The 24,886-nt window shown below is 45.1% G+C and carries 23 protein-coding genes and 1 pseudogene; 12 read left to right on the top strand and 12 right to left on the bottom strand.

Annotated elements, in window-relative coordinates; translation table 11 throughout:
* Positions 1-12: 12 nt before the first annotated feature.
* Positions 13-564 carry a pyridoxamine 5'-phosphate oxidase family protein gene (locus NC996_RS22970; RefSeq protein WP_190686560.1) on the bottom strand — a complete coding sequence of 184 codons (552 nt, stop codon included), beginning with the start codon at positions 562-564 and terminating at the stop codon, positions 13-15.
* Positions 565-746: 182 nt separating this feature from the next.
* Here NC996_RS22970 and NC996_RS22965 point away from each other — a divergent pair, with 182 nt between their 5' ends.
* The 3 genes from NC996_RS22965 (at position 747) to NC996_RS22955 (ending at position 3,308) form a co-directional block, all read left to right on the top strand.
* Complete coding sequence (locus tag NC996_RS22965) at positions 747-920, top strand: hypothetical protein (RefSeq protein WP_190686557.1); 174 nt, start codon at positions 747-749, stop codon at positions 918-920.
* Positions 921-1,099: 179 nt separating this feature from the next.
* On the top strand, positions 1,100-2,773 hold the full coding sequence (locus NC996_RS22960) for a CTP synthase (RefSeq protein ID WP_190412838.1): 1,674 nt from the start codon (positions 1,100-1,102) through the stop codon (positions 2,771-2,773).
* A 118-nt stretch (positions 2,774-2,891) separates the two neighbouring features.
* Positions 2,892-3,308, top strand: a complete 417-nt coding sequence (locus NC996_RS22955; protein WP_190412837.1) for a hypothetical protein — start codon at positions 2,892-2,894, stop codon at positions 3,306-3,308.
* A gap of 73 nt (positions 3,309-3,381) precedes the next feature.
* Here the strand turns inward: NC996_RS22955 and NC996_RS22950 are convergent, their stop codons facing one another.
* The 4 genes from NC996_RS22950 to trxB form a co-directional block, all read right to left on the bottom strand.
* Positions 3,382-4,302, bottom strand: coding sequence for an ROK family protein (locus NC996_RS22950; protein WP_199303137.1), 921 nt, complete (start codon positions 4,300-4,302; stop codon positions 3,382-3,384).
* A 156-nt stretch (positions 4,303-4,458) separates the two neighbouring features.
* Complete coding sequence (locus tag NC996_RS22945) at positions 4,459-4,902, bottom strand: hypothetical protein (RefSeq protein ID WP_339380350.1); 444 nt, start codon at positions 4,900-4,902, stop codon at positions 4,459-4,461.
* A gap of 196 nt (positions 4,903-5,098) precedes the next feature.
* A complete protein-coding gene (locus NC996_RS22940) occupies positions 5,099-6,004 on the bottom strand; it encodes an ABC transporter permease (RefSeq protein WP_190426687.1) in 906 nt (301 codons plus the stop codon).
* Between the two features lie 165 nt (positions 6,005-6,169).
* Positions 6,170-7,552, bottom strand: a complete 1,383-nt coding sequence (trxB, locus tag NC996_RS22935) for a thioredoxin-disulfide reductase (RefSeq protein WP_190686554.1) — start codon at positions 7,550-7,552, stop codon at positions 6,170-6,172.
* Between the two features lie 274 nt (positions 7,553-7,826).
* Here trxB and NC996_RS22930 point away from each other — a divergent pair, with 274 nt between their 5' ends.
* The 3 genes from NC996_RS22930 to NC996_RS22920 all read left to right on the top strand — a co-directional run bounded on the left by NC996_RS22930 (position 7,827) and on the right by NC996_RS22920 (position 12,176).
* Positions 7,827-9,131 carry a methyltransferase domain-containing protein gene (locus NC996_RS22930; RefSeq protein ID WP_190686551.1) on the top strand — a complete coding sequence of 435 codons (1,305 nt, stop codon included), beginning with the start codon at positions 7,827-7,829 and terminating at the stop codon, positions 9,129-9,131.
* A gap of 118 nt (positions 9,132-9,249) precedes the next feature.
* Positions 9,250-9,819, top strand: coding sequence for a type IV pilin-like G/H family protein (locus tag NC996_RS22925; RefSeq protein ID WP_190686549.1), 570 nt, complete (start codon positions 9,250-9,252; stop codon positions 9,817-9,819).
* Positions 9,820-9,950: 131 nt separating this feature from the next.
* Positions 9,951-12,176 (top strand): O-linked N-acetylglucosamine transferase, SPINDLY family protein, encoded by a 2,226-nt coding sequence (locus NC996_RS22920; RefSeq protein WP_190686546.1) that lies wholly within the window; start codon positions 9,951-9,953, stop codon positions 12,174-12,176.
* A 29-nt stretch (positions 12,177-12,205) separates the two neighbouring features.
* Here NC996_RS22920 and NC996_RS22915 read toward each other — a convergent pair whose 3' ends face one another.
* Together NC996_RS22915 and NC996_RS22910 are read right to left on the bottom strand one after the other, a co-directional pair.
* Positions 12,206-14,536 (bottom strand): methyltransferase domain-containing protein, encoded by a 2,331-nt coding sequence (locus NC996_RS22915; protein WP_190686543.1) that lies wholly within the window; start codon positions 14,534-14,536, stop codon positions 12,206-12,208.
* Positions 14,537-14,613: 77 nt separating this feature from the next.
* Positions 14,614-15,534 (bottom strand): FkbM family methyltransferase, encoded by a 921-nt coding sequence (locus NC996_RS22910; RefSeq protein ID WP_348260026.1) that lies wholly within the window; start codon positions 15,532-15,534, stop codon positions 14,614-14,616.
* Between the two features lie 659 nt (positions 15,535-16,193).
* Between NC996_RS22910 and NC996_RS22905 the strand changes: the two genes are divergently transcribed.
* Entirely contained in the window at positions 16,194-16,895 is a 702-nt protein-coding gene (locus NC996_RS22905; protein ID WP_348260025.1) for a hypothetical protein, read from the top strand.
* Between the two features lie 272 nt (positions 16,896-17,167).
* Here NC996_RS22905 and NC996_RS22900 read toward each other — a convergent pair whose 3' ends face one another.
* Both NC996_RS22900 and apcD read right to left on the bottom strand, forming a co-directional pair.
* Positions 17,168-17,605 (bottom strand): hypothetical protein, encoded by a 438-nt coding sequence (locus tag NC996_RS22900; protein ID WP_190429045.1) that lies wholly within the window; start codon positions 17,603-17,605, stop codon positions 17,168-17,170.
* Positions 17,606-18,033: 428 nt separating this feature from the next.
* Complete coding sequence (gene apcD, locus NC996_RS22895; protein WP_190412828.1) at positions 18,034-18,519, bottom strand: allophycocyanin subunit alpha-B; 486 nt, start codon at positions 18,517-18,519, stop codon at positions 18,034-18,036.
* Positions 18,520-18,594: 75 nt separating this feature from the next.
* Between apcD and rlmD the strand changes: the two genes are divergently transcribed.
* Both rlmD and NC996_RS22885 read left to right on the top strand, forming a co-directional pair.
* Entirely contained in the window at positions 18,595-20,022 is a 1,428-nt protein-coding gene (gene rlmD / locus NC996_RS22890; RefSeq protein WP_190686533.1) for a 23S rRNA (uracil(1939)-C(5))-methyltransferase RlmD, read from the top strand.
* Between the two features lie 447 nt (positions 20,023-20,469).
* Positions 20,470-20,919, top strand: coding sequence for an ATP-binding protein (locus NC996_RS22885; RefSeq protein ID WP_190686530.1), 450 nt, complete (start codon positions 20,470-20,472; stop codon positions 20,917-20,919).
* 12 nt (positions 20,920-20,931) lie between these two features.
* On the opposite strand, the gene NC996_RS22880 is transcribed toward NC996_RS22885, so the two are convergent.
* On the bottom strand, positions 20,932-21,213 hold the full coding sequence (locus NC996_RS22880; RefSeq protein WP_190536186.1) for a DUF6439 family protein: 282 nt from the start codon (positions 21,211-21,213) through the stop codon (positions 20,932-20,934).
* Between the two features lie 37 nt (positions 21,214-21,250).
* On the opposite strand from NC996_RS22880, the gene NC996_RS22875 reads away from it, so the two are divergent.
* Positions 21,251-21,625: a DUF2203 domain-containing protein gene (locus NC996_RS22875; RefSeq protein WP_190686527.1), complete on the top strand. Its 375-nt coding sequence runs from the start codon at positions 21,251-21,253 to the stop codon at positions 21,623-21,625.
* Positions 21,626-21,734: 109 nt separating this feature from the next.
* Positions 21,735-23,126, top strand: a complete 1,392-nt coding sequence (gene asnS / locus NC996_RS22870; protein WP_190686524.1) for an asparagine--tRNA ligase — start codon at positions 21,735-21,737, stop codon at positions 23,124-23,126.
* A 79-nt stretch (positions 23,127-23,205) separates the two neighbouring features.
* On the opposite strand, the gene NC996_RS22865 is transcribed toward asnS, so the two are convergent.
* A complete protein-coding gene (locus tag NC996_RS22865) occupies positions 23,206-24,114 on the bottom strand; it encodes a DUF4394 domain-containing protein (RefSeq protein WP_242037590.1) in 909 nt (302 codons plus the stop codon).
* Between the two features lie 373 nt (positions 24,115-24,487).
* Here NC996_RS22865 and NC996_RS22860 point away from each other — a divergent pair, with 373 nt between their 5' ends.
* Entirely contained in the window at positions 24,488-24,763 is a 276-nt protein-coding gene (locus tag NC996_RS22860; protein ID WP_199300602.1) for a hypothetical protein, read from the top strand.
* 23 nt (positions 24,764-24,786) lie between these two features.
* On the opposite strand, the pseudogene NC996_RS22855 reads toward NC996_RS22860, so the two are convergent.
* Positions 24,787-24,886: pseudogene (locus NC996_RS22855) on the bottom strand (IS982 family transposase); the annotation flags it as partial.

Raw genomic sequence — 24,886 nt, 5'->3', positions numbered from 1 at the left:
AAAAAAGTTTCTTTAATCTTGTAAAAGTTTTGTGGGGAGTCCATCGATACTCTTTTGATTCTTTTCGCACCAATAGTCAAAGATTCCTTGTTTCCCTTTTTTTTCACCCCATTCTCTGATAGTTTTTCTTTCTTCTTTCAGTTCATAAATGGGCACGCCATATCCGCATGAAGTTTGTACTGATTTTATCTCAAGTACCACGATCTGACGTTCTCCTAAGATTGGCGTAAACAAGGAATAAAATTTGTCCCAAGCTTCATGTCTTGGAAAAATTACTTTTCCCTGACCGTATAAACGAAGAATTAAAGGCTTTTCAGAAAAGCTGCAAAACATGATCGTCATCCGCCCATTTCCTGGTTCATGTAAATGAGCGGAGGTCTCGTTGCCACTCCCAGTTAAATCAAGGTAAGCCACTGTATTATTATCAATACAGCGGAAAGTATCTACTCCTTTAGGCGACAAATTAATCCGACCTTCTTTCGGTGCAGTCGCGGTAAAGAAGATTTTCTGCTCCTGAATAAAGTCTCGGAGATTCTGATTTAATTCATCGTAAATTTTAGCCATGTCTAGTGTCTTAGCCCACCGATTATCCAGTTAATAGTATTTTAATTATCAAGCAATTTACAGAGGTCGAAGCATTACCAGGTATCAATAGTTTAGAATCTAATTGGCAGGAAAACGAGTGGGATTGATGGCATTGAAAGGAACGAAGCTATCGATTTCGTCTAACTTCCGGTAAAGGCAAAGTGCTAATACCAGATGCTAGAAGCGAAGTCGGGAGGTACTCAGTCAAAGCCAAAAATAGTGTCACTCAGGGGTTAAACCGTACCAAAAGCGCGATCGCCCAAGCGTGGGAATTGTCCGTCGTCAGTCCTTTGAGGGGTTTGAAGGTCTATAAGCGATCGCAAAGCAACTGTTAGCCTTGTTATCGTTCCTATAGGATAGGTGATAAGGCAGCCAACAAAGCCACTCTGCCAAGGTTTTACAAACCAGCGATCACCGATCGCAGACTGCAAACAACAAGCAACGAACAACTCGTTAAGACTGTGGCACAATTAACGGGGTGGGTTGCCGACATGGCTCTTCTTTTAAGCATTTTATGACTAAGTTTGTCTTTGTCACCGGCGGCGTGGTTTCCAGTATTGGCAAGGGAATTGTAGCAGCAAGTTTAGGACGCTTGCTGAAGTCGCGTGACTATTCGGTGTCTATCCTGAAATTAGATCCGTATATTAACGTCGATCCGGGGACGATGAGTCCTTTTCAGCACGGAGAAGTGTTCGTAACGGCAGATGGTGCCGAGACGGATTTGGACTTGGGGCACTACGAACGCTTCACCGATACGTCCATGTCTCGGCTCAATAGCGTCACAACTGGCTCGATTTACCAAGCGGTACTCAATAAAGAGCGTCGTGGCGATTATATGGGGGGCACCGTCCAGGTAATTCCCCATATTACGAATGAAATCAAAGATCGCATCCAGCGAGTTGCCAAAAATACTAACCCGGATGTGGTGATTACGGAAATTGGCGGCACGGTGGGCGATATTGAATCCCTGCCATTTTTGGAAGCAATTCGTCAGTTCCGCAAAGATGTGGGGCGTCATAACGTGCTGTATATGCACGTAACCCTGATGCCGTGGATTCCCTCAGCAGGGGAGATGAAAACCAAGCCGACGCAGCATTCGGTGAAGGAATTGCGGTCGATCGGGATTCAACCGGATATTTTAGTTTGTAGATGCGATCGCCCTCTACACCCAGGACTCAAAGAAAAAATCTCAGAGTTCTGCGATGTTCCCGTCGAGTGCGTGATTACAGCCCAAGATGCCAAAAGTATCTACGAAGTGCCGCTGATTTTAGAACGGGAAGGACTAGCACAGCAAACCCTGGAATTGCTGCAACTAGAGCAACGCCAACCCAACTTGAGCCAGTGGAAAATCTTAGTAGATCGCCTATATCATCCAACTCACCGGATAGAGATTGCCATCGTTGGTAAATATGTAAGGTTAACAGATGCCTATCTCTCAGTGTTGGAAGCTTTGCGCCATGCAGCGATCGCAATGAATTGTGACCTTAACCTCCGTTGGGTTAGCTCGGAAAGCATCGAATCGGGCAGTGCCGAAACTTACCTGGCTGGTGTGAACGGCATTGTAGTACCTGGAGGTTTCGGCGTTCGGGGTGTCGATGGCAAAATTGCGGCGATTGAATACGCCCGTAAAAACCAGATCCCCTTCCTCGGTTTGTGTCTGGGAATGCAATGTTCGGTGATTGAATGGGCGCGACACGTCGCAGGATTAGAAGATGCCAATAGTGCTGAATTTGCCCCGAATGGATCGAATCCGGTGATCAACCTGTTGCCGGAACAGCAAGATGTGGTGGATTTGGGCGGCACGATGCGCTTGGGGCTATATGCTTGTCGTTTAGCGCCCAATACTCTAGCCTTCCGGCTCTATCAAGAAGAAGTGGTTTACGAACGGCATCGGCATCGGTATGAGTTTAATAATGCTTATCGCAACCTGTTTTTAGAAACCGGCTATGCGATCAGCGGTACCTCGCCGGATGGGCGATTAGTGGAAATTATTGAACTACCTAACCATCCTTTCTTTATTGCCACCCAATTCCACCCGGAATTTAGCTCTCGACCCAGTAATCCCCACCCGATGTTCCAGGGATTGATTCAAGCGGCACTAGCCCAGCTTGACCCCGGACTTGCTCGTTCTGACTCCTCACAGCCTACCCAAGAAGATGCGACGCTCCAAGCAGCTGAGGTATCTTAACAGTTGCTGGCAATTCCAGCAGGACGGAAAGCGATCGCTTCACGTCCTGCTTTCCACCAACCACTTGCGCGGGGGAGCGTTGTCAGTGCCAGAACTCACCTTAATGTGAGGAGGTCATGTGGCGTATTGGATTAAAGTGAGTTATGAGCGAAATGAATATGTAATCGATCTTGACCGCATCAGTGCCTTCGCTTGCACCCCGAACGGTAAGGTAACTTTTTGGTTGCCTGATAGTGCCATCCCAATTATTATCAACCGTCAAAGTAACCCGGATGGCTATCAGCAAGTAATGGACTATATTCAACAAGTTAGCTTCCATTCACTGGCAGCATCTTGGATCAAAGTTAGTTATGAACGGAATGAATATGTAGTCGATCTCAACCGTATCAGTAGCTTTTCCTATTCTTCTAACGGTAGGCTCACGTTCTGGTTGCCGAATAGTGCTATTCCCATCATTATCAACAAGCAGAATGACCCGGATTGCTATCAGAAAATTTTGGAATATATCAAACAGAAAACCGGGCACTCATTTTAACCAGTAGGGAGAACGACAAGTGCTGAGACTAACACTCCTCAATCCTCAACCCTCAGTCCCCAGCCCTCAACCCTCAACTTTCAGTCTTCAAAATTTGCCAAGCCAATTTTGCCGCCCCAACCATTCCAGCTTGGTTGCCTAACTCAGCTTTTAATAGGTGCAAACCCTCACGGGAACTCTTCAGCACCCGCCGCTCAATTTCTGCTTGTGCAGCCGGAAAGAAAAATTCTGCACTTGCACTAACGCCGCCGCCAATGACAATCGCTTCCGGCGTTAAAACATAAATGAGACTCGATAATCCAACACCGAGATCGCGTCCGTAGCTTTGCCAAAATTCTAATGCTTGGCGATCGCCTGTGCTTGCCAGCTTGCCCAGTTCCTCTGGTTCTAACCCTGTGCGGCGGCGAATGGCGGCTACTGAGGCATATTGCTCTAAAGAGCCTTGATTGCCGCTATTACAGGGCGGACCCTCTGGATTTAAGGTAATTAATCCTAGCTCAGCGGCGGCACCTTGATGACCCACAAACAGGTTCCCATCGAGGATAATCGCACCCCCCACACCTGTACCGAGTGTTAGCAGAATCAAATTCCGGTAATGGCGTCCAGCTCCTAACCAAGCTTCTCCCATCCCAGCACAGTTAGCATCATTAGCCAGAACTGTGGGTAAACCTGTTTTGGCTTCTAACCAATCTGCGAGGGGCACATCATGCCAACCTGCGAGGTTAATTGCTACTCTGGCAATTCTACCTGATGCATCGGCGGGACCAGGGGTACCGATACCGAGCGCGATCGCGTGTCTTGCTGGATCGAGCTGCGCGATCGCTTCTATCATCGCATCCAAAACCGCTGTCGGTGTTGCCGGTTGCGGTGTCGCCACACTCAACGACTCCAAGCAAGTCCCATCCTCGCGGAACCTCCCCAGCTTAATTGCCGTTCCTCCCAGATCAATGCCAATTACTTCCCGATTCACCACAACCGTTCTTCTAATTTCCAAAAACTAATACCACTTATCTATATTCATGCCATTTGTCACTTTTCCCAACCTTTAGAGCTGATTTATAAAGTCCCAATTCCTTCTGTAGGGGCATTGCATTGCAATGCCCCTACAGAAGGTGAAGTTTGTCAGTTATTTAATCCACGACCCTTAATATCAGTCTGAAATTTTAAAGGAATTCCAGAACTTTTGAAATTCTTGCTTAGCCTGCTGATAACTTACCGCTTTCTGGTCTAATACTGCTTTTACAATTTCTTTGTCTTCATACTGCTTTTTCGCTAATTCAAACTCCAGCTTTTTCATCTGATAATCTTGCTTTTTAATTGTCCCTTCAACGGAAGCAACCCAGTTAGTAAAGCCCAAGTTTTGAACTTCCCAATCAGTATTTCCTACCTCAGAGATAGCTTTTTCTCCCAAAGCAGATTTACTTTTTTCCGTCAAAGTGTGAAAACTATTCAACGCCCCCTTGATTTGTGGAAGAACGCGCATTGAATTTTTTACAGAAAACCTTTCATTCAGGGTATAACTAACAGTTTCATCGGGATAAACAGGTTTAAGCTGCAAATCCGATACTTGGGCCGTGTTGGGACTGGCTTGCACCTTCAAACCTGTGACAGGTGCCGCCCTAAGTATCCCAGCGATCGCAATAGATAACATAAAACCACCTGTAGCGGCAGCAATTAAAGAAATATTGTCTTTCATATCTCAGCAGCAGTGCTTATTGGTAATGGATCGTTGGTAATGGGTCATTGTATAAAAAGGTTTCGATTACCCATTACCGATAAAATATTTGACTCTATTCAGGGGATTTTTGGTTCCAATTTTCTCTCCGCAACCGGGGATTCACAAACTCGCTTAATCCTTCTCCCACCAGAGACAACCCTACCACCATCAGCGTCATCGCTAAGCCTGGGAAAAGCGCTGTCCACCAAATGCCAGTAGGCAGAGCATCCAGCGCCTGACGGAGATCGTAGCCCCATTCTGGAACCTGATCGGCAAGCCCTAACCCTAGAAAACCCAAACTGCCCAAAATCAAAATTGCATCGGCAGCATTCAGAGTGAATAATACAGGCACGCTCTGAATCACATTAAGAAACAGGTAGCGAGAGAGAACCCTCCAAGTGTCTGCCCCCATTGCTTGAGCGGCTTCGATGAACAGTTCTGTTTTAACACTAACCGTATGGTTGCGGACGACTCGATAATATTGGGGAATGTAGGAAATGCTGAGGGCGATCGCGGCATTTAAGACCCCTCGTCCCACCACAAACGCCAGCGTCACCGACAGCAACAGCCCCGGTAACGTATAAATTGTATCCATCAAAAATAGCAGCACCCGATCCAACCTACCACCCAAATAACCGCTGACTAAACCCAACGGCACCCCGATGACAAGGCTCAACACGGTTGCTAAGATAACCACTTGCAGCGCCGCTTGACTCCCAAACAGCGTCCGCGAGAAAACATCGTACCCTTGGCGACTGGTACCAAACCAATGACGCCACGAGGGTGGCTCGTGAATCGGGTTAGCCAAGGACTCCAAAGGATTTTGCACCCATCCCCAAGCCTGAAATGCGGGAGTGAGAAAGGCTATCAACACGAACATCAAGGTGATAACAATTCCCACCCGCATCATCTGCATGGAGAGACTGGGACGCCCAGATAAACGTAAAAGTCGAGGTAAAGGAAGTTTTGTCGGGGTCATCAATATATCCTGGCGATGATAAATCGCGGCTACGCCAACCCCCCTTCAGAAGAAGGGAACAGAAAGCGAAGTCCGGATGCTACGCGGACTTCATTTTAAACCCTTGTCTAGCGGGTTTTGTTGGTATAGCTGCGAATTCTATGCGCCTGATTCCTAAAACCCTTGCTAGACATATTGCTCAATCATTTGGCGGAACTGGCTCTTTTGCTTAACGCCCTTCATCTCACCCACTAATTCTTTGTTTTTGAAGAACTGCACTGTAGGCGTTCCGGTAACACCAGCATTCTCGGCAATGTCTCTATCTTCCGCAATGTCAATTTCTACAAAGTGGATTTTGCCATCGAACTCATCCACCACCTTATTTAAGATCGGCTTTAGCGTATGGCAAGGCCCGCAATTGGGCGAGACATATTTGACCATCAGCAGGCGATCGCTATCATGAAATAGCTTCCGCAACGCATAGCTACCCTCATGCCTCGTCGCCTGCGGGTTAAACGCCGCTTCTGGATTCAGCTCAGCTATCTTATCACCAGGCTCATCTGCCGGTGTATCTGGCTCTTCAGACGTATGTATCTGCTGACGATACTCCTGGAGCAAACCATTAACAGATAGCCATCGTTCCGCCAACATTGCTGCCATACACCCAGTACCCGCCGCAGTAATCGCCTGACGATATTCACGATCCTGGACATCCCCCGCAGCAAAGATACCTTCTACACTCGTCTCCACCGAACCAGGCTTCGTCACGATGTAACCAACTTCATCCAATTCCATCTGCCCCTTAAATAGGGAGGTGTTGGGCTGATGACCAACTGCGTAGAACAATCCTTTAACAGGGAGAACACTCTCTTCACCAGTCTGAGTATGTTTGAGCTTAATCCCGGTCATCCGACCATCTTCACCGACAACATCCACTGGCTGAGAGTTCCAGTGAACCGTAATCCTAGGGTTATTCAGCACCCGATCCTGCATTGCTTTACTTGCCCGCATCTTGTCGCCGCGAATCAGCATATGAACGCGATCGCCATACTTAGTCAAGTAAACTGATTCCTCAGCCGCTGAGTCACCCCCGCCAACCACAGCCAGTTCCGCACCGTGGAAGATCGGTGTCGCACCATCACAAATCGCGCAAGCCGAGATCCCCCGGCTCCAAAATTCATGCTCGCTGGGCAGCCCTAACCTCTTCGCCGTCGCCCCCGTAGCAATTACAATACTATGAGTTCTAACTTCCCGTTCCTCAGAGCGGACAATAAAAGGACGCTGACTCAAATCCACCGAAATCACATCCTCGGTAACTAACTCAGCCCCCCATCTCTCAGCCTGCGCCTTCATCCGATCCATCAATTCTGGTCCAGTAATCCCCTCTGGAAATCCAGGAAAGTTCTCCACCTCCGTCGTTGTCATCAGCTGCCCGCCAGGTAGCCCCCCAGCTTGAAACCCTTCAAACACAAACGGTTTCAGGTTCGCCCGCGCCGCATAGATAGCAGCGGTATACCCCGCGGGGCCAGAACCGATAATCACCAAGTTCTCTACGGTTGAGTTGGTCATAGGATTATACAAACTCATAACGACTACGCTTAATTTAGTATAACCGCTTCTGACCAGAAATTTCATCCCGCGCCTGCCGGTGTAGGCCGTCTGCAAGCCCTTTATTTCTAGGGACGAAACCTGAATGTACGCCTATAAACATTGTTAAGCTTGAGTTTTGGTTTCAAACAGCCCTAACTCTATTGATGAGCGATTAAAAGCAGTTTTTGCTAGATAAGTATATTTCTAAGCCAAAGATGGGAAAAATAAAATTTAGCATTAGGAGCGATTAAGCATGGACAACCAATCATCCGAGTTATTAGAGAAAATTCGTCAGCAATTTGACGCTGGACCTTATCCTAGAATTCCACTAGAAAAATATCCCACTGGAGAGACAAATTTACTCTATCTTCATAACATGGTCACCTCTTACTACTTGAGAAACCAAAAAGTTATAGATACTCAAGATAAAGTAATTTTAGATGCAGGTTGTGGCACAGGCTACAAATCCTTGATGCTTGCAGCAGCAAATTCAGGAGCAAAAGTTGTTGGCATTGATTTTTCAGAGGAGTCAATAAAGTTAGCCAAAAAACGCCTGCAATATCACGGCTTTGAAAATGTAGAGTTTCATGTTCTAGCAATAGAAAATTTACAACAACTTAATAGAGAATTTAACTACATTAATTGTGACGATGTTCTTTATCTTTTACCCGATCCAGTGACAGCATTACAGGCTATGAAGTCTGTTTTGAAATCAGAGGGAATTATCCGCGCTAATTTTCATAGTTCATTGCAGCGAACCAACTACTATCGAGCGCAGAAGGTTTTCAAGATGATGGGATTGATGGATGAAACCCCACGAGAGTTGGAAATTGACATAGTGCGGGAAACGATGAAGGCTTTGAAAGATCAAGTCAGGCTCAAGACGTTTACCTGGGATGCTAAGCGTGAAAAAGACGAAGAGTGGTTTCTGATGAATTATTTATTTCAAGGCGATCGAGGCTACACTATCCCGGAAATGTTTTCTGCTTTGAAAACATCTGACCTTGAGTTTATCAGCATGGTGACTTGGCGGGAATGGGACTTGATGACTCTGTTCAAAGAACCAGACAATTTGCCGGTGTTTTTAGCGATGAGCTTGCCTGAAACTACAGTGGAAGACCAGCTGCATCTATTTGAACTGTTAAATCCCATTCATCGGCTACTGGACTTCTGGTGCGGTCATCCCAACCAGGCTCAGCCTTTTGTGCCAGTCTCTGAGTGGCAGTTGTCAGATTGGCAGGAAGCCATAGTTCATCTGCATCCTCAGATGAAGACATTAGAGGTGAAAGAAGAACTCGTCAGCCGCGTTAACCAACTGCAACCGTTTGAAATTAGTGAGTACCTGCCAGTAATGGACAGTACCATAGCGGCTTGCTTACTCCCCCTGTGGGAGTCGTCTCAGTCTATGCTGTCACTGGTGCAGCTATGGCAGAAACTCAGACCCGTAAATCCTGTGACCCTGGAGCCGACATCTGAGGCAGAAGCTTTTGAAATTGTAAAACAGGCACTGATTGGGCTGGAGGACTTTGGCTGTGTGCTTCTAGAGGGGCAACCCTGAGTTGATAGGGAAACCTGCAAAAAATTTTTTCGGGGGGGTGATATGAAACTAAGCGGAAGTGGGTAAGTTACATCCAAGAGTTAAAAGTTAAGCACCCCGCACCTCAAGGAGACCTTTCATGAAGACTGAACTAAAAGCCAAGTTCCTGCAACACCTGAACCAGAAAAAGCAGGCCGAAGGCTTCACCCTGATTGAACTGCTCGTCGTTATCATCATCATCGGTATTCTGGCTGCTATTGCTCTGCCCTCCTTCCTTAACCAAGCCAACAAAGCCCGCGCATCTGAAGCCAAAAGCTACGTTGGCTCCGCAAACCGCGCCCAACAAGCCAGGTTTCTGGAACAGGGTACTTTTGTAACTTCGTCAGCCCAATTCGCGGAGTTAGAATTAGGTATTAATACACAAACAGAAAACTATAAATACACCATTGTTGCAGCAGGGACTGCAGGAGCCTCCACTCAAGCTACGCCTGCTAAGACTGGTCCTGCGGTTTTGAAAGGGTACGTTGGTACTGTAGCTGTAGGTAAAACATCGGGTGCAGGTGCTGGAGAATCAACCACCCTGGCAGTGTTGTGCGAGACTAATACCCCAATACCTGCTGGTACAGCCCCTGCTGCCGGAACTCCTACTCCTGCGTCTCCGAATACCACCGGTATTACCTGCGGAAACAACCAGAAACCTGTTAAATAATCCTACTAGCAGCTTGTCTGCTTTCAAGCTTCTTTGCAGAAGACCTTTGCTAAAGTGGGTAGATAACTACCCACTTTATTTATTGATTTGAATTATTATTGCTAGTCTTAGATTCCTAATACTGTCATGTCATGAGTGCTGAAATTTCTACTGGCAATCCTTTAGGCTGGCAACAGCAAGCCGATCGGTATTTATTGCAAGGAGACTACAGTAAGGCTGCAAGCCTGTATGAACAGGCTATTGAAGCAGAACCCAGCGAGAAGTTTTATTACTGGCATTTGGGTCTGATGTTGCTGTTGCAGGGACAAGAAGCGGAAGCGCAGATGACTTGGCTCTTAGCAATGACAGAAGGTGAATCAGAACAGGTGAATCTGTGGACAATAGAGCTAACAGAGGTTTTGCAAGCCGAAGCAGAGCGACGGGAAGCTCAGACAGACTATAGAGTTGCCTGGGCAATCCGCCAACACATCCGAGAAGTCAATCCAGACAACTTGGATAACTTGCTACATATTATTCGACTCTTGCCTAGTTTAGAGATATCTAACAATGAGGATTTGCCCTTGTCTGAGATGGCACACCTACTTCAGTCAAGCCAAGTTATCAAGTTTGATGCCGATTTACTGTTGCAGATAATACAGCAGGTTTTGGAGCTTTATCCACTTCACCCTTCTGCTTTTGACTTTATTGAAGCTTGTATTTTAAATACCAATAATGCCGAAAGCTTACTCCCTATTCTAACTGATAAAGCTGCTGCCTTTGTAAACTCTCTTTCTTTAGAAAAAACTGCCCGATTGACAAAACTATGCTTACAGATAGAACCCAATAATATAGGGATTTTAGCAAATCTAGCAAATCTATATCAAGCCGCAGGCAGGAATCTGGAAAGCCTAGAATTTGCTCAACGTATTCTTAATTCTCCGCATACCTTGATGGATGAGGTAGCGGCAAATTATCTGACTGTCAGAGGTCTGATGCGAGCTGGCGGCCAATGGGAACGAGGTGAGTCAGCCCATCAAAAATATCAATTAGCGTTGAGTACGCTAATTGAATCTAATAGCACTGTAAAGGAAGGTCATCTTCCGTCTTTAATGACAACTGTGGTCTTTTCTCCTTACTTTCAGGATGACCCTGATAACACACATAAATTTCGCAGTGTGGTTGGCAAATTTTGTCAGTCTGGAATCCAGGGCTACTCTAATCTGGGAGTAGGAGTATTTCAATCACAGCAATCATCTAAGAGCATTGGTAATTCCCTCAAACCTTTGAAGATTGGTTACTTATCTACCTGTTTACGCAGACATTCTGTTGGCTGGCTAGCACGATGGGTTTTTCAGTATCATGAAAGCGATCGGTTTCAAGTCTATGCTTATTCTTTAGAATGTAAAAACGATCGTTTGCAAGAATTTATTGCTGGAAATACATTTAATTTTTGTGATTTATCCAAAACAAAAACAATAACTGAAATTGCCGAACGTATTTATAAAGACAAAATTGATGTGCTGCTCGATCTAGACAGCATCACTTCTAGCGAAGTCTGTGGGGTTATGGCATTAAAGCCTGCTCCAGTTCAAGTAACTTGGCTAGGGTCTGATGCTTCAGGTTTGCCAGCAATTGATTATTTCATTGCAGATCCCTATGTTTTACCTGAATCTGCTCAAGATTATTATGCGTCAACTATTTGGCGTTTACCAACAACATATATTGCTGTAGATGGCTTTGAAGTAGATGTACCTACCCTACGGCGCGAACAATTAAATATTCCTAACGATGCAGTGGTTTATCTCAGCTGTCAAACAGCATATAAGCGTCATCCCAATACAGCCCGTTTGCAATTAAAAATTACAAAGGAAGTACCTCACAGCTATCTACTAATTAAAGGACACGAAGACCAAGAGTCAATGAAAAGATTCTTTGAACAAATTGCTGAGGAAGAGGGGGTGAATTGCGATCGCCTGCGATTTTTACCGGAGGTGCCATTAGAAGCAACTCACCGTGCTAATCTAGGCATTGCTGATGTGGTACTGGATACATATCCGTACAATGGAGCCACCACTACTTTAGAAACTTTGTGGATGGGCATTCCCTTAGTGACTAGAGTTGGGCAACAATTTGCAGCTCGTAACAGCTACACCATGATGATGAACGTGGGTGTGACAGAAGGTATTGCTTGGACTGATGAAGAGTATGTAGAGTGGGGTATTCGTTTAGGAAAAGACTCCGTTTTGCGGCAACAAATCGCTTGGAAACTGCGGCAATCAAGGCAGACATCCCCCCTGTGGAATGCCAAACAGTTTACTCGTGAAATGGAAAAGGCATATGAGCAGATGTGGCAAAGATATGCTGAAACTGGTCGATAGTCTGAAGATCCAACAAAGCAGAAAGGTGTCTAGTGGAGGCTCCATTCGCCCGTTTCGAGCTGAACAATTCGCTTCTCGCTGAAGCTGTCAAGATTGCAGGTTGGAATGTTTTCTGCTTTCACTACCGCGATGGCCTGTTGATTTTCATTTTGCATAACAATGCGAGCATGAATGCGAGGCAACAGAGCCTTCCAGTGTATTTCCCCTAATTTTCCAGTCAGGGAGATTTCCGGTCCTTCAGTCACATCTAAATCTTCTTGCATAATAAGATTCATCGCCACACTAGATAAAACAAGATTGGCATCCTCCTCAGAAATATTGGCAGTTTCTACAAGTAACGTTATCTGACTTTTTTGCGGGTGGGTTGCGATCACCTTTATAACTCTTTCTAAGTCTATGCTTAGAGATTCTTCTGGTTGAGACCAATCTGGAAAAACAATTAAATTAATGTCTTTCAGGTTTAAAAGCAAGAGAGTAGCCTCAATTAAGACAGAACTAATTGTTCTCGCCATTGTTTCCCAAGAAAATTTTTTCGCTTGTTCAAACCCAGCCGCAATTAATGAGCGACGAATATCAGGTTTTTGGACATCACAAAGAGCATCGGCAAGTCTATTAATATCCTCGTCGTTCACGTAGATTGCGGCTTCCCCTGCTACTTCTGGAATCGAGGCATTGGGACAAGTGATTACTGGACAGCCACAGGCGATCGCTTCCACAACAGGTAGACCAAACCCTTCATACTTCGACGGATAAACCAGCGCAACAGCACCAGAATAAGCCGCCCTCAACTCTTCATCACTCAGTTGTAACATATGGACAACGCTACCTGAAGTATAGGTTCTAAACTGCTCGTCCAGAAAAGCTCCACTACCCGTACAAACAATATCAAAGCCTTGTCTACTATGAAGTTGAGCAAAAGCCTTTAAGAATAAAATTGTATTTTTATAATCGCCTATACCGACCAAAATAAAGTATGGTTTTGAGATGCCGTACTTTGTTCTTAAATTATTAACTTCTGCAATGCTTGCTGGTGAAAAAGTATTTTCAACTCCACAATGAGCTACAGTTACCGATTCTCTAGGAATATGCGGGAAAAACTTTATCAAGTCACGGGCTGTATTTTCTGAAATAGCTATATAAGCAGAAGCCTGTTGGATAGCATAATGCTTTTCTTGCCACATAGGATTGTTAAAATCCCATTCCATGACTTCTGGAATCATGTCATACGCCATAAAGACAGAGGGTGTTGACAATGGGGTTGTGTAGTAGGTTGAAATAAATAAGTCGGCACCCTCCTCATCACATACTTGCTGCAACATTGCCCGGTCAGCATCCGTTGTGCCGTAGTCATAAGCTGGTACAGAGCGATATAGAACACCAGGAATTTTAGGAGCAGTTCCAGCTCTGTCAATAACTACAATATTTTCTGCAAAACCGTTTTTCGCCCATTCTTCAAGCAAGGATTTCCAGACGCGAGCAATCCCGGTTTTATACAGTTGGAAAAATACCCCGTCAATAGCAATTTTTACTTCTTTTGTCCCTGCTACAAAATCAGCATTATTGTCTTCCTCAGTTGTTTTAACCTCATTATTATCATTATCCAGCTTACCAATAGCTTTTAAATAATCTCTTTGAAGTAGTGATGTTTTTTGAAAATTTTGTTTCTCGTCACCATACAAGCTACTAAGCCAATTTTGGCTCAAGGTTTTTTCTGTTAGCAGATGCAAGGATGAGCCATCTGAATATAAATTCAAACCGAAATTCTCAGCAATTATAGACAGTGCTTTACCCGTGTATAGGGAAATATGCTGACCTTCGTCAAGCGAATAGTACCACCATTCGTTAGGCTTAGGATTACTTGCTGGCAACAATTCAGTGCTAAATAAAATATTTCTAGAAAATTTCAATATCTGCTCTATTTCAGCAATTGGATCTACCAAATGCTCAAACACTTCAAATGCTGTGACTAATTCATAACGATTGTTTTCTTGATTTTCAGCTTCAAAGCCTTGAGCAAATATATTCTGGCAAAATTTATCATACCAATAAAAATCAATTCCTAAGTCTCTCATTAACCGAACAAATACACCATATCCGGCTCCATAATCTAGAAATTTATCCTCATGGTTAAAATGGTTAATGATTATATTACTTGATACTTTGGACAAGTTGATGTTTCTGAATAACAGCCCAACATCACTACTAGCTATAGCTTCAGAATATGCTTCCTCAAGCCAATAAGGTTCCTCCGTTTGAATAAAGCTGCAATTTGAACATTTAAAATAATCAATGTCGTACTTTTGCATTATTTTAGCATTAGCGGTTTTTATTGATTTTGATTCACAGATTTTGCACTTCATAAAATTAGTAAACTACTTTTTGGCTAACAAAACGGGGATATTCTCTGTTCTTTATATGTTTTTAAGGAGGTTTACCACTAGCTAGCATATTTGCTAATTCTAGTAACAATAGGCAAGGAATCTAGTCCTTGTGCTACTAGCTCTGGAACTTGAGATAGACTCTCTATTATATTGTCAGCAAAGTTATATTTCTCGTCATCGCCGTAATTCAATGTTAGATACTCCAAGAGTTCTAAAGCATAATCAGTAAAATTCATAATATCAGCAATACAAGCTAGTTTTAAAATTCGCTCAGGTGTTCTTAAGTGTGTATTCAAGTCTTCTCGAATTAAGTCACGAAAGTAAAAAGCATCTGCCCAAATTAAAGAACCGGGGTGAGTTTCCGATACAATTGGTGAATCCGTCCGAACTCCACGTCCAGTGCTGATAGCCAAATCAAAAAGTGTAAAGTCTTTATTTCTTAAATAAGTATCTATATCACTAAAAAGAGGCTGATTCCTATACAAAGAAATAAATTCAACCTCAGTTAAAATACCCAGTATGCTGCTTTCTATGATTTTACTTGCTCCTTCTAAAACCTGAAGATCGGCTCCCTGAACATCAACCTGCAAAAAATCTATTTCCTCAATTTGTTCGGATTCGCAAAAAGCATCTAAAGTTGTTGTGTCAACTTCCACTGTAGTAACTAATTGGTGCCACTCTAGATATCCAGCAAAGCGCTTTAGGTAAGATTCGTTTGGAGGATACAATGAACTACTACCAGTAAAATTGGTTACATAAAGGGTAGCCTCTCCAACTGAATTCCAAAGCACTTGTGGAATATGTTTTTCAGTCCAATTCACTTGTCGAGCTTCAATCTCCGAGTTCATTGCATCACAACTTTCTGCATCAGCATCAAATCCATAAATAGTGAGATTAGGCGCGAATATATGCCAGCCTTGACTTGCATAATCATCCTCCCTTACTATCTTGCGAGAGCCAACAATCCCTACAGTCATATGAACTTGTTCTAAATGGCCGCTGCTTTTTAAGCTAGAAAGAAAAAACGACATAATAAAAATTTACGTTTTGGTGGATTAAGCTTACCAATTGAAAATTATAATTTTAATGTTCGCGATTAGTCTATCCAATGGTACTAAAGAGGGACAAGTTATTTCAAATAAAGCTAAATTCAGGATTTGTTAGGAAGTAGCCTTCTTTAAACCCTAGATTAAAGAGGCCTTTCTCAGCTTTTTCTTGAAGGGTACTGACTGGAAGTAGAAGAGGAGCTATGTAGTAGTTACTAAATCATTTTATGGTAACAATTACCTCTGCTCAAACTTTCTCACTTGGCAACTACGTGTTTTAAGGTGTACTTAACAATCTTTAACAAACAATGAGGATTGTCAAGGGTAGAACCCTTCAGGCTAGAAGGCATGAGTGAGACTAAAACCCATCAGGCGATCAATCACCGACTTCAACATCATCAACTGTAACCCAGCCACGAGCCAAAAACAACTGGTGTTTGAAAGGCTAACCGTTGATAGACTTTATCTTGCTTGAGAGGTGGCAAATACAAATGCTTTCCAAATTTAATCAAAACCTAAGCCGCTCGATAGTTACGTTTTGTGTAAGTCTGGCATGTATTTTAGTAATTGGAGTTTTACAGGTTTCCCAATTGAACCGATTGCTTATCGGAGCCAAAACCACGTCGCTGCCAAATCTCAATAGAGAAGTAGACACCGAAAGATTACGTCTCAATCTGCTACAAAAAACTCCTTCTTTTGGGTTTGATAATATTTTGGGAGACTGGGTAATGCTCGGTTTTTTGTCTTATTTTGGTGACGATTCAGCACGCGAACAGACGGGGTATAGTCTCAGTCCAGAATATTTTGAAATAATTGTGGAGCGAGATCCGCGTTTTTTAGAGATGTATCTGTTTCTTTCTACAAGCATATCTATGTATGTAGGGCTACCAGAACAGTCTGTCGCTTTGATGGAAAAAGGGCTAAAGTCGCTTTCTCCTAAAGCTCCGCTAAAATTTTATTTTATTTGGCGTTATAAAGGAACTGATGAGTTATTGTTTTTAGGAGATGCTCAAGCTGCTAGGAAATCCTTTGAGAAGGCGGCAGAGTGGGCGATCGCTTATTCCGATCCAGAAAGCCAAAATGTAGCAGCTCTTTCTCGTCAAACTGCACAATTTTTAGCCCGCAATCCTAATAGTAAATTTGCTCAAGTGGGTGCTTGGACAATGGTTTTACAGAATGCAGTTGACGATCGCACGCGCAGGATTGCTATCAGTCGGATTGAGGCGCTGGGTGGTAAAGTCGTTATTACGCCGGAAGGGGGAGTGCAGGTTCAGCTACCGGAGCAAGATTAAGGAACCCCGCGCAAACAGACTTTATGACAAGAGAAGAGTTCGCTACCTTTGACTTTGCTTGCAGCTAAAAACAAAACTGCCCCACAGCAAGACTGCTGTAGAGCAAGAGGACAGTTAAACGCTTACTCTAGTTTCCAGAAATCTAGCACCCATTGACTCGCCCTGTGTGACGGTATTTACAGTGTCCATTGAGAGAAATTAAAGGCGCAATAGGCTGCAATCTATGGTGTTGTGCCTACTAAACGCAAGACAGAAGCTGATGGAGGCGTTGGCTAAAAAGATGGATGTAGCAACAAACGATTTAGTATCAAGCCTAAACCAAACCCGCTCCAAGATACGGCAACGAGAATCCAAAAAGCTTGCAGTGCATTGAATTTAGCAGTTTGAAGGTCTAGTCTAGCTAGGGCACCTGCTGAGAGTAGAACAAAAATATTGGCAAAAATATTAATCCAGGTGAGGATGAAGACCCCAGCCAAAGCTCCGGTTATGACTGAAAGGAAGGCTCTAGTATCGGAATTCATCCAACGGGCAAAAAAGATTCTCAAAAGCCTGATAGGAGCCGTTAAAACCAAAGCTATCAACAAGGCTACTCCTATCTCTAACAGCAAAATCTCCCAGGTATATGTAAAGGAAAACAACCAGCCGTATACGCAATAAGTACCCAGAAGCAACGCCAGGGTTGCCCTAGGCAATCTTTTCAGGAAAGACATTCCATTCGTTGCGCTCCCTTTGGCGTATCAATCTTGTACCAAGAGTCTACACTGAGCTAGCAAACTATGGTCTCCTTTTTAGGCTTTTTTTAGGCTGGGGAGATTTTTGTCTTTTGGGCGATCGCGCAAGATACTACTGCGCCTGCAACTTTGTCCTACGCATTCGTAAGCGATCTTCTTGTGCGATCGCAATCACAGAAGAAGATGATTGATATCGCTCTCCCTGTATGGCTGAGTGGTCATACTAAGAGACGACTGAACTCTAGCCGAGTCATCAATAGGGAACACACGACCAGCCGACAGATTCTGTAGAGAGACTGTCGGTTTTTTGTCGTTACAAGCATGTCGCTACAAGCATAAAGACAAGAAGTGAAGAAGAAAGATTCTTCTTCACCCGCGCTCGCATGTTCTGTTTGATAGCGATAGAATCAGGACATGGCTTGAATGATGTAGTCAAAATAAGGAGCCGCGGCTATTGCATCGTCCTCGTTGAGTAAGTCGAGGGAGGCTTTTTTCAAGCAACGGATAGATTCAGCCATGCCTGGGACAGGAACGCCGAGGGAATTGTACATTTCCCGCACGCCAATCAAACCAATTTTTTCAATCGGTTCCTTGTCACCGGACAGAACTCCGTAGGTAATTAGACGCAAGTACCAGCCGTAATCCCGCAGGCACAGCGCCCGTTGCCGCTCCCCGTAGGCATTTCCCCCTGGCGCAATGAAGTCCGGGCGTTTTTGCCAGAGCTGCTTACTGGCTTCTTGAACAATTTTTTTCTCATTTTCAGCCAGCGTGTTGGCGATACGCACCCGCTGTGCGCCAGTTTGCAAAAAGTCTTTGATGCTGTTGAGTTCGCCACTACTGGGGTAACGAAGTTCGTCGTCTGCTTTGAGAATAACTTGGCTAACTACACTCATGATTATCGGGATGATTCAGAATATCATTCGTAGTTTAACGAGTCCGTGGGACACAAATAAAGAGACAGAGATAATATGTCACTAACAAAATCACTAAATACAGGTTCTAGCGAGGCGGGTGAAGACCTTTGGCAACAAGGTCAACTGGTGGAAATAATCATCAGCGATCTTAGTGACAGCGGTGACGGAGTGGGTCGTTTGGGAGGTCGGGTAGTTTTTGTCCCGGATACGGTTCCGGGCGATCGCGTTCTTGTGCGCTTAGTGCGAGTCAAACCTCAATATGCCCACGGCAAATTGGACGAGATTTTGGAAGCATCTAGCGAGCGCATCCGTCCATCCTGCATTGTGGCAGATAAGTGCGGGGGCTGTCAGTGGCAGCATATTGACTACCAGCACCAGCTAGAAGCCAAGAGAAATCAGGTGCTCCAAGCCCTAGAACGCATTGGCGGGATCGCCCAGCCAACGGTCGATCCCGTCCTGGCAGTTGCCGATCCGTTGGGCTATCGCAACAAAGCGACCTATCCGGTAAAACGGTCATCTACGGGTCAAGTCCAAGCAGGTTATTACCAAAAAGGCAGCCACCACCTGATTAACTTGAATCAATGCCCAGTTCAAGACTCGCGTTTGAATCCCTTGCTGGCAGAAGTCAAGCAAGGCATCCAGGAGCGGGGTTGGGGAATTTATGACGAAAAACTTCACCGAGGGAAAATCCGTCATTTGGGGCTGCGGATTGGGCGACGCACGGGCGAAATATTGCTAACCTTGGTCGTCAAAGATTGGAATCTCGCCGGGATCGATGCTCAAGCTCAGGAGTGGTTAACTCGGTACCCCCAGCTAGTGGGCGTCTCGCTGAACTGCAATCCCGATCGCACCAATGCAATTTTTGGCACGGAAACCCGCTGTATCGCCGGACAACCTTACTTGCGCGAAGAATTCGCGGGTTTACAGTTCCAAGTGCGTCCCGACACCTTTTTTCAAGTTTATACAGAGCAAGCTGAAGCGCTGTTACAGGTGATCGCTGATGAACTGGATCTCCAAGGAAATGAGGTGCTAGTAGATGCCTACTGCGGCATTGGCACGTTAACCTTGCCGTTGGCGCAGAAAGTAAAGCAGGCGATTGGGTTGGAGATACAGCCAGAAGCAGTCGAGCAAGCGACTCTCAATGCCCAATTGAATAACATCACAAATGTAAAGTTTTATACGGGAACGGTCGAGACGTTGTTGCCCACGCTGGAAGTGAAGCCAGATATTGTATTGCTCGATCCCCCGCGGCAGGGATGCGTTAGCTCAGGGCGTCCGAAGGACGGTCGCGATGTCTTAGAAACCCTTTTAGAAATTCAGCCGAGTCGGATTGTCTATGTTAGTTGTAAACCCGCTACCCTAGCTCGCGATCTTAAATTATTGTGTCAATCGGGTGGCTACAAGCTAACCCGCGTACAACCTGCTGACTTCTTTCCCCAAACGTCTCACGTTGAATGTGCCGCCGTTCTTGTACGCCAATAACAGCCCTCTGTAGTGTACTTGACTGAGGTTCGGGGTGGCTTTTTTAGAAGATTTTGTTACAATAGAGAAAGTGGTTTATCCTACAACTTTTAGGATAAAAAGCACTCCTCTAGAGGTCAGAAGTTAGCAAGTTATTCGTATCCGTCAGAAAGCTAGCAATTTGCCAAGTAATCTAACGGAAAAATGCATTTGGTATCCTCAGATTCAAAAAAGAGAGTACCGGACAAATACGCAATGATTAGTGCTTGGCGATCGGTGTATTTAAGCCTGGACATCATCTCGAATCTACGTGATTCCTCTGATTGTACGCACCTGATTGTACGCAAGAGATGTTGTACGCATAAGATGGGTCCAAAACTACTCGTATCAAAGCTGTATAGCGCTACGCGCATACCCTTCGGCATCTGACTGTTAATTCTATTGAATGAAAGTCTAGAGGTTTTTTGAGTGATTGCTATCTCACAGCGTCCGGTAAGGCGAACTTGGGGCACGATAAGCTTCGCTTCTACCCTCTACCTTTGTCCCGTCCTGGATCTTCTGTTAGCTCAGATTCCATCCCGGTGGCAAGCAGAAATTCGGTTAGGGCTGCAAGAGGCGCTAGTCAATGCGGCAAAACACGGCAATAAGCTCGATCCCAGTAAGACCGTGTCCGTCCGCTTTTCGATGGTAGAAGGACAATACTGGTGGGTAATTTCAGACGAAGGAACGGGCTTTTCTCCCCCCTGTTATTGCCATTCTGACCCCGAACAACATCTCCCTGACGACGAAGCAGAAAGCGGCAGAGGGATGTGTATCCTCCACCAAATCTTCGATCAAGTCCACTGGAACCACCAGGGAACGGAACTCAGACTCTGCAAGCAAGTCAAAAATCGCTTCCGGCAACCCCTGCTTTTCTAACACCCGACTTTTCTAACGGCTGTGTCCATGAGTTGGGCAAGGCGGTGCTGAGATAGATTTATCCAGCCAGCCAGAAGCTTGCTGAAAGCGCACCAACGCTTCTTCCGGTTGATCTTTCAGGAGAAATACCAGTGCGGCGATGGCTTGTTCGCCAGCGCGAACTTTGCGGTTAGATTTGAGCCGATGCCAATCATTCGGGTGAATACTCAAACGTTCTGCCAGAGCTTGAGCGAGTTCCAGGGTACTTAGTTCGTTCAAGTCAGAGGTTTTAGAAAGCTGGGTCGGTTGAGACATACTGAAGATAGACTCGCATTTATCCCTACTCTACTGTATGCCGCGCCGTCCCAAAGGATCAGATACATCGCCCCCACTTGGGGATCAAGAGCAATTTGAGCGATCGCTGTTGGAAGTTGAGACTTCGCTTGCCGATCTCAAAGAACGCTACGTCCAAGCGCAGCAAGACAAGCAACGGCAAGCAGAACTCCAGGAACGATTAGACGAGATAAAAAAGGAACAAAAGCTTTCCCAGCAGCGACAACTTCAAGTCGAGCTGCGGCGCATCAAAGAAGAGCTGGATACTATAGAACTTAACTTAGAAAGTCGTCTATTTTCTTGGGACAGTTTAAAAGAACCTTTTTGGCAAGCTGTCCGCTTTGCAGGACTTGGCATTGTTGTAGGCTGGATCTTGAAGTCCTGCGCTGGGTAGGGGTTAGCAGGTTGAAAAGGTGGCAAGTTGAAAGTTAAAGCTTCAACCCTCAATTTTCAACCCTTTAACTATCGAAACCTTCACTTAGCAGATAACAACAGATAACAACATGGTGACTCGACGGATTGCAGACATATTGCGAAATGGTCAGCCAGATGAGCCGCTGACGATCAAAGGCTGGGTACGAACGAAGCGAGAATTGAAAGAATGTGCCTTTGTTGAAGTCAACGATGGCTCATCAATGGCTAATCTCCAAGTTGTACTCAATCCGGATTTGTCAGATTATGGAAACATCATCAAGCAGCTGAACACGGGTGCTTCTGTAGAAGTTGTGGGTGTGCTGGTAGAGTCTCCGGCAAAAGGACAGCGGATTGAGCTGAAGGCAGAAACGGTGAAAGTGTACGGGGAAGCCGATCCCGAAACCTATCCGTTGCAAAAGAAACGTCACTCATTTGAGTTTTTGCGAACAATTGGACATTTGCGATCGCGCACCAATTCCTTTGGCGCAGTGTTCCGCGTCCGCAACGCCTGTTCCTATGCAATTCACCAATTCTTTCAAGAGCGAGGATTCCTCTGGGTTCATACTCCGATTATCAGCGCTAGCGACTGTGAAGGGGCGGGAGAGATGTTTACCGTCACCAACCTCAACCTGAAGGATATCCCCCGCACAAACGCTCAGGAGATTGACTACAGCAAAGACTTTTTTGGACGCCCTGCCTATCTCACCGTCAGCGGGCAACTGGAAGCGGAAGTCATGGCGATGGCATTCAGCAATGTTTATACTTTTGGCCCCACCTTCCGAGCAGAAAATTCCAATACTTCTCGCCACTTGGCAGAATTTTGGATGGTAGAACCAGAAATGGCTTTCTGCGATTTAGAAGGCAATATGGACTTAGCAGAAGCCTTCCTGAAGCAAGTTTTTAAGTATGTGCTGGATACGTGTCCTGAAGATATGGAGTTTTTTAACCAGCGGATTGATAACTCCGTTCTCGCTACAGCAGACAATATCATTAACAACGAGTTTGAACGGTTGGCTTATACGGATGCGATCGCGCTTTTGGAAAAAGCCGATAAAAAATTCGAGTATCCCGTCAAATGGGGCTTGGATTTGCAGTCAGAACACGAACGCTATCTGGCTGAAGAAGTCTTCAAAAAACCTGTCATCCTCACCGACTACCCAGTAGAAATTAAAGCCTTTTATATGCGTTTGAGCGACGATGAAAAAACCGTCCGCGCAATGGATATCCTCGCTCCCAAAATTGGCGAAATTATTGGGGGATCGCAGCGGGAAGAACGTCTGGATGTGCTAGAACGACGAATTCAAGCTCAAGGGCTAAATCCAGCAGATTATTGGTGGTATCTCGATTTACGTCGCTATGGCACGGTTCCTCACGCTGGCTTTGGTTTGGGGTTTGAGCGCTTAGTGCAATTTATGACTGGAATGGGCAATATTCGAGATGTGATCCCCTTCCCTCGTGCGCCATTGACTGTAGATTTTTAAGTTCAGTAGAGTGGGCAATACCCACTCTACTGAAAGCCCAAAAAGCACAAGGGCAAAGTATGAAATCTTGAAACTATATTTAATTAGCTGACTTGACACGACGGCGGCTGCGACTTAGTAAGGCAAGCGCACCGAAACCGAGCAAAGAGCCAACAGTACCAGGCTCCGGAACGGAGGTAGCAGCAAGACCAACAATATTGCCGCCGCCATTAAAAGTACCCAGTGTTGTAGCAGCACCTGTGGCCAAGTTAATGCTGTAAATGTTCGAGCCAGAAGCTGCGAAGGCATTATTGACAATGCTACCTCCCTTCTTGGTCGTTACAATGTCAAATCCTCCAGTTTCGCCGAAATCAACACCTAGGGAGCCAATCGTGTTCAGAATGCCAGCATTGGGCGGGTTCTGCTGAACCAATGTGTCGAGAGCAAAGTCAATTCCGTACAGTGCGGTTGTGGTTGTCCCAGCAAACGAATTAGTGTAGGCCGCAGCGGTAATATTGGGGTTAGTGCCAAAGTTGGGATCGCCAGCCGCATAGGCTAAGGTTCCATCGGTAATCACGGCACCGCTATCTACGTTAATGCGAAGGTTTTGGTCATTGCTACCGACAAGCCGCAGGCGGTCAGGTACTGGATTGAAGTCAAATCCTGACGTGACTCCTCCAGAGAAGGGAGCGCTGAGGTTACTTACCAAAGTCGCAGCACCTGTGGTGGTATCAATCGTATAAATACCGTTCTTGTCTGTGACACCGTAGAGAAGACCATCGGCTGGTCGAAAGTCGATACCTAGCAAATTTTCGCCCTTAAGCCCCGTGACCTCAACAGTTTTACTAACCTTGGAAAGTTTGCGGTTGAAGAAAACTAGACCGTTATCGTCGTTTAGACCAATCAGCTTCATGGTCGCTGCCTCTGCGGGTTTGGCAACGCCGAGCAGATCGAACATCGTGGCTACAGTTAATGCAGCGATCGCTGTACCAAGCTTAATTAGTTTCATGGGTAGTTCTCCGACTGCTAATTTTTTCTAGTTTTGTCAGTCAAGCTCAACAAGTAACTAAAACTACGCAAATATGCTTAGTTTTAAGGGTGATTGACAATGACTGTGTACTGTACGGAGGAACTATCACTACGGTTTTCAGTCAGAGTCTATCTTTACAAATTCTTTAATTAGCAGCCTCTTTTCGCTCAAAAGATGAAGTTTTGATGAAGTTTTGATGAAATGCTTGTTTAAACTACGTATGGGAAAACTACGGAAAGCAGAAACTTTCAGTTTGTGTTTTAAGGCAGTGTGGGATTAGGTACAAAGCTGTTCAAAACCAATACTCAGAACACTGTGACTTTACCCATAACTTTGCCGTTGCGGCAAAGTTATGGGTAAAGTCACAAGCGTCTTGCGAGATTTTGTGAAGCTTGTGACTTATGAGGTGATCGCTAACCGGAACACTAAAGCTATTGTTCTTTTGGCAGCTTTTGCTGAAACGGGTTTAGAGCGTATTTTAGAAGAAGCTTTCGCAGGTCGCTCCATCGATTTTCTTCTAGAGAAGATAGTTCATTACAGCCAGTGGACGTATCAGGAACTAGAAGAAGTCTTGCAATATAACCGGGAAGAGGTGAAAGCTTTATATCCTTCGGGGCGCTCGTCATGAAATGTAATTGACCTGAGTTCGGGTTAAGCAGAAGGGAGGAAAAACGCATTGATATTGAGAGAGGGCTTCTTGGGCTGATGGCAATAGGCAATTAATCCACAGACCAAATTCACCAAGAAATTG

Source organism: Trichocoleus sp. ST-U2 (assembly GCF_039961875.1).
GTDB lineage: Bacteria > Cyanobacteriota > Cyanobacteriia > Cyanobacteriales > FACHB-T130 > FACHB-T130.
The sequence above is the reverse complement of the archived record's forward strand: the minus strand, read 5'-3'. Positions and strand labels throughout refer to the sequence as shown.

Bases quoted from the DNA above. Each gene is read 5' to 3' on its own strand.
- trxB (WP_190686554.1), bottom strand. From the start codon at position 7,552: ATGACCAACTCAACCGTAGAGAACTTGGTGATTATCGGTTCTGGCCCC.
- NC996_RS22865 (WP_242037590.1), bottom strand. From the start codon at position 24,114: ATGAAACTAATTAAGCTTGGTACAGCGATCGCTGCATTAACTGTAGCC.
- apcD (WP_190412828.1), bottom strand. From the start codon at position 18,519: ATGAGTGTAGTTAGCCAAGTTATTCTCAAAGCAGACGACGAACTTCGT.
- NC996_RS22940 (WP_190426687.1), bottom strand. From the start codon at position 6,004: ATGACCCCGACAAAACTTCCTTTACCTCGACTTTTACGTTTATCTGGG.
- NC996_RS22930 (WP_190686551.1), top strand. From the start codon at position 7,827: ATGGACAACCAATCATCCGAGTTATTAGAGAAAATTCGTCAGCAATTT.
- NC996_RS22970 (WP_190686560.1), bottom strand. From the start codon at position 564: ATGGCTAAAATTTACGATGAATTAAATCAGAATCTCCGAGACTTTATT.
- NC996_RS22920 (WP_190686546.1), top strand. From the start codon at position 9,951: ATGAGTGCTGAAATTTCTACTGGCAATCCTTTAGGCTGGCAACAGCAA.
- asnS (WP_190686524.1), top strand. From the start codon at position 21,735: ATGGTGACTCGACGGATTGCAGACATATTGCGAAATGGTCAGCCAGAT.
- NC996_RS22910 (WP_348260026.1), bottom strand. From the start codon at position 15,534: ATGACTGTAGGGATTGTTGGCTCTCGCAAGATAGTAAGGGAGGATGAT.
- NC996_RS22960 (WP_190412838.1), top strand. From the start codon at position 1,100: ATGACTAAGTTTGTCTTTGTCACCGGCGGCGTGGTTTCCAGTATTGGC.
- NC996_RS22915 (WP_190686543.1), bottom strand. From the start codon at position 14,536: ATGAAGTGCAAAATCTGTGAATCAAAATCAATAAAAACCGCTAATGCT.
- NC996_RS22925 (WP_190686549.1), top strand. From the start codon at position 9,250: ATGAAGACTGAACTAAAAGCCAAGTTCCTGCAACACCTGAACCAGAAA.
- NC996_RS22900 (WP_190429045.1), bottom strand. From the start codon at position 17,605: ATGTCTTTCCTGAAAAGATTGCCTAGGGCAACCCTGGCGTTGCTTCTG.
- NC996_RS22860 (WP_199300602.1), top strand. From the start codon at position 24,488: ATGGGTAAAGTCACAAGCGTCTTGCGAGATTTTGTGAAGCTTGTGACT.
- NC996_RS22880 (WP_190536186.1), bottom strand. From the start codon at position 21,213: ATGTCTCAACCGACCCAGCTTTCTAAAACCTCTGACTTGAACGAACTA.
- NC996_RS22875 (WP_190686527.1), top strand. From the start codon at position 21,251: ATGCCGCGCCGTCCCAAAGGATCAGATACATCGCCCCCACTTGGGGAT.
- rlmD (WP_190686533.1), top strand. From the start codon at position 18,595: ATGTCACTAACAAAATCACTAAATACAGGTTCTAGCGAGGCGGGTGAA.